General features: G+C 66.7%; 13 protein-coding genes. 5 read left to right on the forward strand and 8 right to left on the reverse strand.

All coding sequences use genetic code 11. The features are described 5' to 3' along the window. Positions 1–371 precede the first annotated feature (371 nt). The 7 genes from galU to cmk all read right to left on the reverse strand — a co-directional run bounded on the left by galU (position 372) and on the right by cmk (position 8,565). On the reverse strand, positions 372–1,274 hold the full coding sequence (gene galU, locus AC3A5K_RS14250) for a UTP--glucose-1-phosphate uridylyltransferase GalU (protein ID WP_487618191.1): 903 nt from the start codon (positions 1,272–1,274) through the stop codon (positions 372–374). After that, entirely contained in the window at positions 1,271–3,181 is a 1,911-nt protein-coding gene (locus AC3A5K_RS14255; protein ID WP_487618192.1) for a polysaccharide biosynthesis protein, read from the reverse strand. The genes galU and AC3A5K_RS14255 overlap by 4 nt, the downstream gene beginning before the upstream one ends. A 6-nt stretch (positions 3,182–3,187) precedes the next feature. Further along, on the reverse strand, positions 3,188–4,180 hold the full coding sequence (locus AC3A5K_RS14260; protein ID WP_487618193.1) for an MraY family glycosyltransferase: 993 nt from the start codon (positions 4,178–4,180) through the stop codon (positions 3,188–3,190). After that, complete coding sequence (gene lapB / locus AC3A5K_RS14265; RefSeq protein WP_487618194.1) at positions 4,181–5,359, reverse strand: lipopolysaccharide assembly protein LapB; 1,179 nt, start codon at positions 5,357–5,359, stop codon at positions 4,181–4,183. A 199-nt stretch (positions 5,360–5,558) separates the two neighbouring features. Beyond that, positions 5,559–5,861 carry an integration host factor subunit beta gene (locus AC3A5K_RS14270; RefSeq protein ID WP_487618195.1) on the reverse strand — a complete coding sequence of 101 codons (303 nt, stop codon included), beginning with the start codon at positions 5,859–5,861 and terminating at the stop codon, positions 5,559–5,561. A gap of 63 nt (positions 5,862–5,924) precedes the next feature. Further along, positions 5,925–7,613, reverse strand: coding sequence for a 30S ribosomal protein S1 (gene rpsA / locus AC3A5K_RS14275; RefSeq protein WP_487618196.1), 1,689 nt, complete (start codon positions 7,611–7,613; stop codon positions 5,925–5,927). 271 nt (positions 7,614–7,884) lie between these two features. After that, positions 7,885–8,565 carry a (d)CMP kinase gene (cmk, locus tag AC3A5K_RS14280; RefSeq protein ID WP_487618197.1) on the reverse strand — a complete coding sequence of 227 codons (681 nt, stop codon included), beginning with the start codon at positions 8,563–8,565 and terminating at the stop codon, positions 7,885–7,887. A gap of 107 nt (positions 8,566–8,672) precedes the next feature. Here cmk and ykgO point away from each other — a divergent pair, with 107 nt between their 5' ends. From ykgO to AC3A5K_RS14305, 5 genes are all read left to right on the forward strand, one after another. Next, positions 8,673–8,798 carry a type B 50S ribosomal protein L36 gene (gene ykgO, locus AC3A5K_RS14285; RefSeq protein WP_005913193.1) on the forward strand — a complete coding sequence of 42 codons (126 nt, stop codon included), beginning with the start codon at positions 8,673–8,675 and terminating at the stop codon, positions 8,796–8,798. 178 nt (positions 8,799–8,976) lie between these two features. Then, the gene (locus AC3A5K_RS14290) at positions 8,977–9,321 is read left to right on the forward strand and encodes a hypothetical protein (protein WP_487618198.1); all 345 of its coding nucleotides are present in this window, start codon (positions 8,977–8,979) and stop codon (positions 9,319–9,321) included. A gap of 4 nt (positions 9,322–9,325) precedes the next feature. After that, positions 9,326–10,381 (forward strand): agmatine deiminase family protein, encoded by a 1,056-nt coding sequence (locus tag AC3A5K_RS14295; RefSeq protein WP_487618199.1) that lies wholly within the window; start codon positions 9,326–9,328, stop codon positions 10,379–10,381. A gap of 273 nt (positions 10,382–10,654) precedes the next feature. Further along, positions 10,655–11,557 carry a carbon-nitrogen hydrolase gene (locus tag AC3A5K_RS14300; protein ID WP_487618200.1) on the forward strand — a complete coding sequence of 301 codons (903 nt, stop codon included), beginning with the start codon at positions 10,655–10,657 and terminating at the stop codon, positions 11,555–11,557. Between the two features lie 103 nt (positions 11,558–11,660). Further along, complete coding sequence (locus AC3A5K_RS14305; RefSeq protein WP_487618201.1) at positions 11,661–12,869, forward strand: TraB/GumN family protein; 1,209 nt, start codon at positions 11,661–11,663, stop codon at positions 12,867–12,869. On the opposite strand, the gene AC3A5K_RS14310 is transcribed toward AC3A5K_RS14305, so the two are convergent. After that, on the reverse strand, positions 12,862–13,188 hold a 327-nt coding region (locus AC3A5K_RS14310; protein ID WP_487618202.1), incomplete at its 5' end, for a hypothetical protein. The two genes, AC3A5K_RS14305 and AC3A5K_RS14310, sit on opposite strands and share 8 nt — an antisense overlap.

A 13,188-nucleotide genomic window follows, 5' to 3' on the forward strand; every position in this document is an offset into this window, starting at 1 on the left:
GGACAGCAGCGACGACGCACCGCCGCGGATCGACAACGAAACCAGCACGCCGCGTGCGCACGGCGTCCTTCGTCGTCATGCAGCCGATCGCCGTCGCCCCTGGCGTTTCGGAGAGGTCTGGACCGATGGAAACACGCGCGGTCGTCAGCCGCTGCCGTCGCCCTGCTCCACTGGCGCTGGGCTCTCGCCGCAGCGTCTGTTCGCAGACGCGTGCCGATGATCGGCCGCCGGAAGACCATGCCCATCGCAGAGGCAGCCTCCTACCGCATAGGGCACCGCGCGACACAGTGCACCACCCCAAGCCTCGTACCCCAATACGGAAACGCCCCGGACAGGCCGGGGCGTTCGTGACACATCCGCTTGCGGGCGGATTACTCCAGATTGCGCACGCCCAGTTCGTTGAGCGCATTGCGCATCAGCGCGGCGGCGGGCTCGCTCAGGGTCTCGTTGTCGAGCGCATAGCTGATGGTCGCCTCGATCAGGCCGAGGTGGGTACCGCAGTCGAATCGCGTGCCGCGGAAACGATACGCATGCACCGGCTTTTCCTGCAGCAGCGCCGCGATCGCATCGGTGAGCTGGATCTCGCCGCCGGCGCCCGGCGCTGTGGTTTCCAGCAGCGGAAAGATACGACCATCGAGCACGTACCGACCCACCACCGCCAGCGTGCTCGGCGCATCTTCGGGCTTGGGCTTCTCGACCATCGAACGGATGCGGCCGTGACGGCCTTCGAATGCGTCGGTCGCGACGATGCCGTAACTCGCGGTTTTTTCCGCAGGCACATCCTGGACCGCGATCATGCTCGCGCCGGTCTCGGCGTGCGCATCGGCCATCTGCTTGAGCGCGCCGTCGCCATTGCGGTTCCACAGCAGATCGTCGGGCAGCATGACCGCAAACGGCTCGTCGCCCACCACCGGACGCGCGCACAGCACCGCATGGCCCAGACCCTTGGCCTCAGGCTGCGTCACGAAAATCGCGCGCACGCCGTCAGGCAAGGGACGCCGGATCTTCTCGAGCAGTTCGTGCTTGCCCGCCGCTTCGAGTCGATCCTCGAGTTCGTAGGCCTTGTCGAAGTAATCGCCGATCGCATGCTTGTAGCGGTTGGTCACGAAGATCAGCGTGTCGCAGCCAGCTTCGATCGCCTCGTCCACCGCGTACTGGATCAGCGGGCGGTCGACGATCGGCAGCATTTCCTTGGGAACGGTCTTGGTGGCGGGCAGAAACCGGGTGCCCAGCCCGGCCACGGGAAATACCGCCTTTCGGATCCGCTGCGTCATGGATGTCTCGCGTGTCGTGGGGGGAACGCCACTATAGTGGCGCCCACCTCGCGAAGAGGTGATGCATCGAGCGGCGCAAACTCCGGTACCGCATCGCGCAAGGCGGTCGAGATCAGTTCCAGGTCGTAACGCCCGACGCCATCGGTCAGACGCGTCAGCGCCGCCGCCAGGCGTTCGGAGTGCACGGGCCTCGCCTCCGCCTGGAGAATCTTGGGATGCACGGTCGGGCGATACCGCTCTTCCGCGTGAAACAAGGTCTCGTGCAATTTTTCGCCCGGCCGCAATCCGGAATAGATGATCGCGACGTCCCGCTCCGGCTGCTTGCCGGCCAGGCGGATCATCTGCTCGGCCAGCAGCCGGATCGAGACGGGCTCGCCCATGTCGAGGGTGTAGATCGCCTGCGGAGAGCCGATCGAGACCGACTGCATGATCAGCTGGCAGGCCTCGGGAATCGTCATGAAATAGCGGGTGACGTCCGGATCGGTGACCGTGACCGGACCGCCGCGCCGGATCTGCTCCCGGAACAGCGGGACCACACTGCCCGCCGAGTCCAGCACATTGCCGAACCGCACGGTGACGAAGTGGGTGTCTCCGGCTCCAGCCAGATCCTGGCAGACCATCTCGGCCAAGCGCTTGGTCGCCCCGAGCACATTCACCGGGTCCACGGCCTTGTCGGTGGAAATCAGCACGAAGGTGCCGACGCGTGCGGCAATCGCGGCGCGGGCGACATTGCGGGTCGCGAGCACGTTGTTGCGCACGCCCTCGCGCAACTGCTGCTGCAGCACGGGCACCTGCTTGTAGGCCGCGGCATGGAAGACCGCTTCGGGCGACGACAGGCGCATCGCGTGCGCGATCACGGCCGGATCCCCGCAATCGCCGAGCACCGGCGTCAGCTCGATATGCGGGAAATCGCGCTTGAGCTCGTTCTCGATCCGGGTCAGCGCCAACTCGTCCATCTCGACGAGCGCGATCCTGCCGGCGCCGTGACGCGCGCACTGGCGACACAGCTCGGAACCGATCGAACCACCAGCGCCAGTGACCAGTACGCAGCGGCCGCGCAGCCACGCGCGGATCGCCTTCCAGTCGGGTGTGACCGGCTTGCGACCCAGTAGATCCTCGATCGCGACTTCCTTCAGCTCGCCCGGCAGCGACCGCCCCTCGAGCAGGTCGTCCAACCGCGGCACAGTGCGGAACGGCAGCGCGGAACGCTCGCACGCAGCCACGACCCGGCGCATCGCAGGTGCGTCGGCCGACGGCATCGCGATGACCAGCAGCTTGGTGGCGGTTTCGGATGCGATCCGTTCGACATCGTCGACCCGACCCAGCACCGGCACGCCCTGCAGCTGGCTGCCGCGCAACTTCGGCGCGTCGTCGAGGAAGCCGACCGGATCGTAGGCACCTGTCCGGCGCAGATCGCGCACCAGGGTTTCGCCCGCCTGCCCCGCGCCGAGGATGAGTACCCGGATAGCGGCCTGGTCCATGCGGATGCTGCCGTGATCCTTCCACGCGCGATACACCAGACGCGGCATGCCCAGCATCGCAGCCAGCAGCAAGGGATAGGCGATCAGCACCGTCCTCGGCACCAGGTTCAGGCGGTTGTATACGAACAGCACCAGCAGGATCGACAGCAATCCCAAGACCGACGCTTTCACGATGTTCATCAGGTCGGGCACGCTGGCGAATCGCCAGACACCGCGATACAGCCCGACGCGCCAGAAGATCAGGCCTTGGGCCGCGAGGATGAGCGCAATTTCGACCGACAGGACGGAGAACGCGGGCGCCTGGTCCATGACCGAGTGCCGGAACTGGTGCAGACCGATCCAGCACAGCCAGACCATCAGCAGATCGTGGAAGATCACCGCGATCCGCGGGCCCAGCACTCCGAGCCGGGTCTTCAGGTCAGTCATCGAGCCTCATCCTTGATGGCGTGTCGCCGGGCGTTCGAGCCGGGCGCGGATCAGAAACCAGGTGGCGGCGGTCAGCAGATACCACGTGGCAAGGGCTCCGATGATAACGGGCAGCGACATCGCGTCCAACGCAAATATCAGACAGACGGCAATCAGCGTCCATGCCGCATAGCCACATGTCACCATCAAGTGGGAATACCCGCGCTGCACCAGACGCTGATAGACGTGTTGGACATGCGGTGTCCACCAGCGTTCGCCGCGAAGGATGCGCGAAAGAAGTGTCAACGCAGCGTCAATCAGGAAGGCCGCCAGCGGCAGTAGAAGCAGCAGCATGAGACATGGCGATGCCGCCGACGACCAGGCGAACAGGCAGGCCACCAGGAAGCCCAGCCCGCCACTGCCGACGTCACCCAGGAAAATGCGCGCGCGCGGGAAGTTGAACGGCAGAAAGCCGATACAGGCGGCCAACAGTGCGAGCGGCAGCAGTGGTGGCGACGCGACATAGAAGGCTGCAATGCCGACCAGGATCGCCTGTGTCGTCGCGATCCCGTTGATGCCGTCCATGAAGTTCCACACGTTCACGAGGCCGACGGCCAGCGCGAACACGCCGAGGCACGCCCACAGCGGCTGCCCGACCTGCGCCATGCCCACCGCCAGCAGCGCTGCGGCGACGATGTGCACCGCCAGGCGATGCCAGGGCGACAGGGAGCGGTGGTCGTCGAGCCAGCCGACTCCGGCGACCAGCGCAAGGCCGATCATCGAAGCAAGCGCCAGCGCGCGCGTGCCGGCATCGGTCCACGCCAGCCAACCGAGCACGGGCAGCAGCACCAGCACGATGGCGATCCCACCACCCCGGGGCGTCGCCACGACATGACTGCGTCGCTCGCCAGGTGCGTCGACCAGATTGCGATGCAGGGCGTAGCGGCGCGCCAGCCAGGTCGCGGCCGATGCGCAGACGAGTACGGCGGCGCCGACCAGAACGGATCCGGAAACGGGCACTCAGACCACGGCGTAGTTCAGGAGTGGCTTGATGGTGCCCCACTCCTTGCAGCTCGGGCACTGCCAGTGATGGCTGCGCGCGCCGAACCCGCATTGCTTGCAGCGGTAGCTCGGGTTGCGCACCAGCAACTGCTCGGTGATCAGGCGCAATTCCTGCAATGTGCCGACATGGTCGACGCCGTCGGCCAGCGTGAGGTCGATCAGCGCGGCCTCGCCGCGCACGGACGGGCGATCCTTGAGCTGCCGCGCCAGGTAGGTCCGCGCGGCGTGCACGCCCTCCTCCTGCTCGACCAGCCGGGTCAGCGCCAGGACCGGCGCGACGCCCTTGTAGTGCTCGGTCATCTGCGACAGGAAATTGCGCGCGCCCGGCACATCGCCGACACGCTCGTAAGCAGCGAGCAACGGCGCGAGGATTTCCGGCAGGAAATCGGTGTCGTGACGCGCGGCGCGCTCGAACGCGCGGATCGCGGCAGCGTCGTTGCCGGCATCGATCTCGATGCGGCCCTCAAGGATGCCTGCGCGCACCGAACCGGAATCGGCTGCGTAGGCGCGCTGAACTGCGCTGCGCGCAGCGTCGATGTCACCGGCCGAACGGAGACGATCGGCCAGTTCGCATTCGAACTGCGCGATCAGCTTGCCCATCGGCTCACCGGTCGCGGCCTCGTAGCGCGTGGCGTTCTCGATCGCCTTCGGCCAGTCGCGCTCGGACTGGTAGATGCCGATCAAATGGCGCAGCGCCTGCGGCGCGCGCTGGTCGATCCGCGCCAGATCGGTGAACACCGTCTCCGCACGATCCAGCAGGCCGGACTTCATGTAGTCCTCGCCGAGTGCGAGCAAGGCCTGGACCTTCTGCGGATCGGTCAGGTCCGAACGCTGCACCAGGCCCTGATGCAGGCGGATCGCACGATCCACCTCACCCCGGCGCCGGAACAGGTGCCCGAGCGCGACCTGGGTTTCGAAGGTGTCCTTGTCGAGCTCCGCGATATGCAGGAACAGTTCGATGGCCTTGTCCGGCTGCTCGTTGAGCAGATAGTTGAGACCGCGGAAATAGGTCGTCGACAGGCGGCTGACCTGGGTATCACTGTGCCGCTCGCCACCGCGTCGTCCGATCACCCAGCCGCTGAGCGCCGCGATCGGCAGCAGCAGGAAGAACCAGAACCATTCGGTCACAAACGCCATGCACACGCTCCATCAGGAATCCGGCCACGTCGCACCGCGCGCAATGCGGTACGGACACGGATCGCGCGGCGTGCCGGACGCGTCCGCCGACCCGCCGGCGGGTCGTCGATGATCCTACCTGTTCGGGGATCGGGGGCGCCAACCGGACGGCGGCGCACGAAAAATTCAGTGAGCGATCGCGCCATGCGCGACGCGGGGGTTACTCGTCTGCCGGAAGCGGCTGCACGTCGCTGACGCGATCACGCAGTTCCTTGCCCGGCTTGAAATGCGGCACATGCTTGCCCGGAAGCGCGACGGCATCGCCGGTCTTCGGGTTGCGTCCGGTGCGCGGCGGACGGAAGTGCAGCGAAAAGCTGCCGAAGCCACGGACCTCGATCCGATCGCCGGCCGCGAGGGCGCCGCCCATCATTTCGAGCATGCCCTTGACCGCAAGGTCGACGTCCTCGCCCTTGAGATGCGCCTGACGCTGGGTCAGCAGTTCGATAAGTTCCGACTTCGTCATGTCTCGTTCTTGCAGATGCGACAGCGCCGACCCGGGGGTTACCCGGGCCGGCGCCGAATGGGCTTACTCGCCCTTGTTGCCCAGCTGCTCGCGCAGCAGCGCGCCCAGCTTGGTGGTGCCGCTCGACGCTTCCGAAGCCTGCTTGTTGTACTCGGCCAGGGTCTCGGCGGTTTCCGCCTCGTCCTTCGCCTTGATCGACAACTGCAGGACGCGGGTCTTGCGATCGACGCCGAAGTACTTCGCCTCGATTTCCTGACCGACCTTCAGATGCTGGCTGGCGTCGTCGATGCGCTGGTCGCTGATGTCACGCGCCTGCACATAGCCTTCCACGCCTTCACCCAGATCAATCACGGCGCCCTTGGCATCGACTTCCTTGACGGTGCCGGTGACCTTCGAACCGCGCGGCGTGGTCGCCATGAACTGACCCATCGGGTCCTGCTCGAGCTGCTTGACGCCCAGCGAGATGCGCTCCCGCTCCGGATCGACCGCCAGCACGACGGCTTCGACGGTGTCGCCCTTCTTGAACGCGCGTGCCACGTCTTCGCCGGTGGAGTTCCACGCGATGTCCGACAGGTGGATCAGGCCGTCGATACCGCCGTCCAGGCCGATGAAGATGCCGAAGTCCGTGATCGACTTGATCTGGCCGTCGACCTTGTCACCCTTCTTGTGGATGGCCGCGAAGGTCTCCCACGGGTTCGAGGTGACCTGCTTGATGCCGAGCGAGATGCGGCGACGCTCTTCGTCGACGTCGAGGACCATGACTTCGAGTTCGTCACCGACCTGCACCACCTTGGACGGGTTGACGTTCTTGTTGGTCCAGTCCATCTCGGACACGTGCACCAGGCCTTCGACGCCCGGCTCGATCTCGACGAACGCGCCGTAATCGGTGACGTTGGACACCTTGCCGAACACGCGGGTGTTGGACGGGTAACGGCGGGCGATGTTGTCCCACGGATCCTCGCCCAGCTGCTTCAGGCCGAGGCTGACGCGGTTGCGCTCGCGGTCGTACTTCAGCACGCGGACTTCGAGCTCCTGGCCCACTTCCACGACTTCGGACGGATGGCGCACGCGCTTCCAGGCCATGTCGGTGATGTGCAGCAGGCCGTCGATGCCGCCGAGATCCACGAACGCGCCGTAATCGGTCAAGTTCTTGACGACGCCCTTGAGCACCGCGCCCTCGACCAGCTTCTCCATCAGCTGCTCGCGCTCTTCCGAGTGCTCGCTCTCGACGACTGCGCGGCGCGAGACGACGACGTTGTTGCGCTTGCGGTCCAGCTTGATCAGCTTGAACTCGAGTTCCTTGCCCTCGAGGTAGACCGGGTCACGGACCGGACGCACGTCGACCAGCGAGCCCGGCAGGAATGCGCGGACGTCCTTGATGTCGACGGTGAAGCCGCCCTTGACCTTGCCGCTGATGCGGCCGGTGATGGTTTCGTTCTTCTCGAGCGCTTCTTCCAGCTCGTCCCACACCATGGCGCGCTTGGCCTTCTCGCGCGACAGCACGGTCTCGCCGAAGCCGTTCTCGAGCGAGTCCAGCGCCACCTTGACGGTGTCGCCTTCCGCGACGTCGATCTCGCCGGCTTCGTTACGGAACTGTTCGATCGGCACGATGCCTTCGGACTTCAGGCCGGCGTTGATCACGACGACGTCGGTGCGGACCTGCACGACGACACCGGTGACGATGGAGCCGGGCTTGAGCTTGGCCAGATTGTTCTGACTGGCTTCGAACAGTTCTGCGAATGATTCGGTCATTGGTAAATACCTGGTTTGATGTCAGACACGCCGGGCGAGTGCGAACTCGATGCCGGTGGTCCACCCGTTGATCGGCCGTCGCGGGATTGCATGGGCCGTGAGTGTTGGTTCGGAAGGAAACCCGATGCCACGCCTGCGCGCGAAACCGGAACGTGTGGAGCGGTACAACAGATGTTGCAGTGAAACGGTCATGCGACACCGCCCGGCGCAGCTGCGTGCTCCGGGCGGACACTGCCGATGCCATGGCGACCAATGACGGCGCGCGGGACCTTCAGTCCATGCGCGCCGGCAACAGCGCCAGCACCTGCGACACCACCGCATCGATGCCGAGGCCGGTGGTGTCGATGCGGACCGCCCCTTCGGCCGGTCGCAGCGGCGCCACCGCACGGTTGGCGTCACGGGCGTCGCGCGCGAGAATCTCGCGCAGCAGACCGTCCATTGTCACCGAAACCCCCTTGTTCTTCAACTGCTTATAGCGCCGATCGGCCCGCTCTTCCGCGCTGGCGGTCAGGAAGACCTTCCAAAGGGCGTCAGGAAAGATCACCGTGCCCATGTCGCGGCCGTCGGCGACCAGCCCGGGCGATTTCCTGAATACGCGCTGCCGCTCTTTCAGCGCGGCGCGCACTTCGGGAATGGCCGCGATCGCGGAGGCAGCGGCGCCCGCGGTCTCGGTCCGCAGCTCGTCGGTGGCGTCATGGCCGTTGACCAGCACCCGCGGCTCGCCGCCCGGGTCGTCGCGGAATGCAATGGTGGTGTCGAAGGTACAGCGCACGAGGGCGCCCCCATCGTCCAGGTCGAGATCGGCCCAGCCCGCCGCCACGCCGACCGCGCGGTACAGCGCGCCGGAATCGAGATAATGCCAGCCCAGCCGCTGTGCGACCGCCCGGCTGATGGTGCCCTTGCCCGAGCCGGACGGGCCGTCGATCGTCAGTACAGGCACCTCGGCCGTCATGCAGAACTCCTTGATTGCGGGGGCGATCGCCCAAGCGCTTGAATTGCGGGGAAATCAGACGTTAGAATAGCCGGCTTCGCGTCCGTATCCCATCCCAGAGGTTTGTCATGAAGGTCCTGTCGTCCCTGAAGTCGGCGAAGACCCGCCACCGCGATTGCAAGGTTGTGCGTCGCCGCGGCAAGGTCTTCGTGATCTGCAAGTCCAATCCGCGTTTCAAGGCGCGTCAGCGCTGAATCGCGACGCCGCCGCATCCGCGGGCGGCAGCGACGGAGGCCGCAGCGATGCGGCCTTTTTCGTGCCTGGTCCTTTGCCGCGGTGCGCACTTCCGTCCGCGGGTTTCTGCTAAACAGGCACTCGCGACGCCCAGCGCCGCATCCCGCCCGCCGATTCCATTCGAACAGGAGCTCCGTCATGTCGCGTTCCCTTGTGCCCGTTCTCGTTGCGACCGCCCTCGGCGGCATGCTGCTGCTGGCCGCGCCGCGCGCCTCCGCCGACACCCTGCTGGTCGATCGCGCCAAACAGCCTGCGGGCGTGGCAGTTCCGACGCGCGGCATGAGCATGGCCGACGTCGAGGCCCGTTTCGGTGCGCCGAGCGAGCGCCTGGATCCGCGCGGCGGACAGAAGCAGCAGTGGCCCACGATCCATCGCTGGGTCTATCCCGCCTTCACCGTCTATTTCGAGCGCAGCCGGGTCATCGACGCCGTCGCCAACCGGGCCACCGCGTCCGAGGTCGGCCCCAAGCCCGCCATCCTCTGAGTCCATGAGCGAATCCGTATTGCGTTTCCCCGCGGAGTGGGAGCCCCAGTCCGCGATCCTGATCGCCTGGCCGACCGAAGACACCGACTGGGCCGCGCGCCTGGGCGAGGTCGAGGACACCTACATTGCGCTGGTCGCGGCGATCACCCGCTTCCAGCCGGTCGTGATCTGCGTGCCGGACGAGGACGTACAGAGTTACGCCTTCGTCCGCCTGGCGTCGAACCGCATCGACATGGAGCGCGTGCGTTTCGTCGAGGCCGCGTACGACGACACCTGGCTGCGTGACTCCGGCCCGGTGTCGCTGCGCAGTGGCGATGCCGGCTTCCGGCTCAACGATTTCCGATTCACCGGCTGGGGCGGCAAGTTCGATGCAAGCCGCGACGACCTGCTGGTCGGGCATCTGCATGCGGCGGGCGTATTCGACGCCAGCGCGCAGCGGCGCGAGATCGACTTCGCGCTCGAAGGCGGCGCAATCGAGACCGATGGCGCCGGCACGTTGCTGACGACCTGGCGCTGCCTGCACGAGCGGCATCCCGATGCATCGCGCGAAGCGCTGACCGCGCAACTGTCGGACTGGCTGGCGCAGGACCGGGTGCTGTGGCTCGACCACGGTTATCTCGAGGGCGACGATACCGACGCCCACATCGACACCCTCGCCCGCTTCGCACCGGACGACGCCATCGTGTTCCAGGCCTGCGACGACACGCACGACCCGCACCACGGCGAACTGCAGGCGATGGCTGACGAAATCGCGGCGCTGCGCACGCGCGACGGCCAGCCCTACCGGTTGTTCCCGCTGCCGTGGCCGCAGCCGATCGTCGACGGCGGCCGCCGGCTCGCAGCCAGCTACGCGAACTACCTGATCGTCAACGGCGCGGTACTGATGCCGGCCTATGGCGATCCGGCGGATGCGGCAGCGGCGGCGGTACTCGCGCAGGCGCACCCCGGTCGCGAGATCGTGCAGGTGCCCTGCCGACCGCTGATCTGGCAGAACGGCAGCCTGCACTGCATCACCATGCAGTTGCCGCAAGGCCTGCTGCGCAACGACCTGCACGCCTGATTCGGACCGAACCCGAAGCCTGCCGCGCTGGCTTCGGGCATCGCATTGCCGCCGGGCATTTCGCCGCGCCGCACCGCGAAACGCCTGACATTGCACGACGCGATGGCGATACGCGCCGCGTCACGCACGGTACGCAGCATCTGTACCGGTGTTGACGCGCGCACAAGCACGCGCTTGCGCGCCGTCCATGCGACACCATGTCGAGGCGTTCGACACCGGCCCCGCTCACATCGTCGCGTTAGCATTGTCGCCATCCCACGAGGATCCGAATCCATGTCCCGCAAGACCACGCTGCCTGTCGCGCTGATCCAGGAGCGCGCCGTCATCGACCAGGGCGCCGGCAACGCCGACGCCAACCTGTCGATCATCGAAGCCCGCGTCGCCGAAGCCGCCAGACAGGGCGCGAAGCTCGTCCTGCTGCAGGAACTGCACAACGGCGCGTACTTCTGCCAGCACGAATCGGTGGACGAATTCGATCTCGCCGAGCCGATTCCCGGTCCGAGCACCGAGCGCCTCGCCGCACTGGCCAAGCAGCACAAGATCGTCGTGGTGAGCTCGCTGTTCGAGCGCCGCGCCGCCGGGCTGTACCACAACACCGGCGTGGTCTTCGACGCCGACGGCAGCACCGCGGGCAAGTACCGCAAGATGCATATCCCCGACGACCCGGGCTTCTACGAGAAGTTCTACTTCACGCCGGGCGACATCGGGTTCAAGCCGATCGACACCTCCGTGGGCCGGCTCGGCCTCCTCGTGTGCTGGGACCAGTGGTATCCCGAAGCCGCGCGTCTGATGGCGCTGGCGGGTGCGGATCTGCTGCTGTATCCCACCGCGATCGGCTGGGACCCGGACGATGCGGATGACGAAAAGACGCGTCAGCGCGATGCCTGGATCCTCAGCCACCGCGGCCACGCGGTCGCCAACGGCCTGCCGGTGCTGTCGTGCAACCGCGTCGGCCACGAGCCCTCGCCCGTCGGCGCCTCGGGCATCGATTTCTGGGGCAACAGCCATGTGCTGGGGCCGCAGGGCGAATTCCTCGCCGAGGCCGGCACCGATCCCACGCTGCTGACCTGCGAGGTCGACCTCGGCCGCAGCGAGCACGTGCGGCGCATCTGGCCGTTCCTGCGCGATCGCCGCATCGACGCCTACGGCGATCTACTCAAGCGCTACATCGACTGAGCACCGCGCACGTAGACCGGTGCTGCACACGCGCGCCGGCGCGCGTTCCACTCACACACCCGGCAGCGGCTGCACCGCGCCACTACGAGATGACGATTCCACGATGACCGAAGTTTCCGCCACGCCCTGGCAGGGCCAGCCGCATGCGATCGTCGAACGCGATGGCGTCCGCTACACCCTGCTCGGCACCGCCCATGTGTCGCGTGTCAGCGTGGAGGCCGTCGAAGACGCGATCGGCAGCGGCGCGTTCGACGCGGTTGCGGTCGAACTCGATCCCCAGCGTCTGCAGGCGATCACCGATCCGGATGCGCTGGGCAAGCTCAACCTGGTCGATGTGATCCGCAAAGGACGTGTCGCGTTGTTCGCCGCGAACCTTGCGCTGTCGGCTTACCAGCGCCGCCTGGCGGAGCAGCTCGGCATCGAACCGGGCGCCGAACTCAAGCGCGCCGTGTCGCTGGCCAACGAACGCGATCTGCCGGTCGCCCTGATCGACCGCGACGTGGGCCTGACCTTCAAGCGCGCCTCGCGCCAGCTCGGCTTCTTCGGTCGGATGAAGCTGATGGGCAGCCTGCTCGCCGGCCTGCTGGCATCGGACGAACTGGGCGAGGACGAGATCGAGAACCTCAAGCAGGGCGACATGCTGGAGTCGAGTTTCGGCGAGTTCGCCAAGACGAGTCCCGAGCTCTACAGCACGGTCATCGCCGAGCGCGACCGCTACATGGCCGCGCGCCTGCGCGAGAGCGCGGGCGACGCGCGCGAAGTGCTTGCCGTGGTCGGCGCCGGTCATCTGGCCGGCCTCGCGAAGCATCTGGCCGAGGACACCGAGGTGCCGGCACAGACGCGCGCCGAACTCGAACACGCCCCGCCCGGCCGCAGCCTGCGCTGGGTGATGACGCTGGTGACGCTGGCCATCCTCGCGATGATCGGCTGGGGTTACTACGAAGGCGGCGCCGAACTCGGCCGCCAGCTGGTCAAGGAGTGGGTGCTGATCACCGGCGGCTTCGCCGCGCTCGGTGCACTGGTGGCGCTGGGCCATCCGCTCGGCATCCTCGCGGCCGCGATCGCCGCGCCGCTCAAGCCGATCCGGCCACCGGGCATCTCGCCGGGACTGTTCAGCGCCCTGGTCGAGGCGCATATGCGCAAGCCGGCCTATTCCGATTTCATGGCACTGCGCGACGACGCCGGCACGTTCCGCGGCTGGTACCGCAACCGGGTGTCGCGGACCATCCTCAATTTCATGCTGACCAATATCGGGTCGAGCATCGGTGTGTGGGTGGCGGGTTTGCGGATTGCGGGGCGCGTCTTCAGCTGACGGCGTCGGCTCTGGCTTTGAATTCTGCTTCGGCTTCTGCTTCGGCTTCGGCTTCGGCTTCGGCTTCGGCTTCGGCTTCGGCTTCGGCTTCGGCTTTCAGCCTGTGATCTGCCGAGCCGTAAAGCGAGCCGAGCACCGCAGCCTGGCGTGGCCGAAGAGCAGCCCATGTCTGAGCGAAGCGAGTTTGGGCTGCGTGCCGCGTCAGGCGAGGAGCGCAGGGCACCGATGCGGCTCCATCGCATCGGATCGCGTCCGGCGAACGGGCTTTTTGGTTCCTTTTTGGCCGGTCAAAAAGGAACTCGCACGCGTCAGCGTGCGA

The sequence above is a fragment of the Luteimonas sp. Soil_C_5 genome (assembly GCF_057656615.1).

Excerpts from the sequence above, each read along its gene's own strand:
- galU (WP_487618191.1), bottom strand. The coding sequence starts at position 1,274 with ATGACGCAGCGGATCCGAAAGGCGGTATTTCCCGTGGCCGGGCTGGGC.
- AC3A5K_RS14255 (WP_487618192.1), bottom strand. The coding sequence starts at position 3,181 with ATGACTGACCTGAAGACCCGGCTCGGAGTGCTGGGCCCGCGGATCGCG.
- lapB (WP_487618194.1), bottom strand. The coding sequence starts at position 5,359 with ATGGCGTTTGTGACCGAATGGTTCTGGTTCTTCCTGCTGCTGCCGATC.
- AC3A5K_RS14270 (WP_487618195.1), bottom strand. The coding sequence starts at position 5,861 with ATGACGAAGTCGGAACTTATCGAACTGCTGACCCAGCGTCAGGCGCAT.
- rpsA (WP_487618196.1), bottom strand. The coding sequence starts at position 7,613 with ATGACCGAATCATTCGCAGAACTGTTCGAAGCCAGTCAGAACAATCTG.
- cmk (WP_487618197.1), bottom strand. The coding sequence starts at position 8,565 with ATGACGGCCGAGGTGCCTGTACTGACGATCGACGGCCCGTCCGGCTCG.
- ykgO (WP_005913193.1), top strand. The coding sequence starts at position 8,673 with ATGAAGGTCCTGTCGTCCCTGAAGTCGGCGAAGACCCGCCACCGCGAT.
- AC3A5K_RS14290 (WP_487618198.1), top strand. The coding sequence starts at position 8,977 with ATGTCGCGTTCCCTTGTGCCCGTTCTCGTTGCGACCGCCCTCGGCGGC.
- AC3A5K_RS14295 (WP_487618199.1), top strand. The coding sequence starts at position 9,326 with ATGAGCGAATCCGTATTGCGTTTCCCCGCGGAGTGGGAGCCCCAGTCC.
- AC3A5K_RS14300 (WP_487618200.1), top strand. The coding sequence starts at position 10,655 with ATGTCCCGCAAGACCACGCTGCCTGTCGCGCTGATCCAGGAGCGCGCC.
- AC3A5K_RS14305 (WP_487618201.1), top strand. The coding sequence starts at position 11,661 with ATGACCGAAGTTTCCGCCACGCCCTGGCAGGGCCAGCCGCATGCGATC.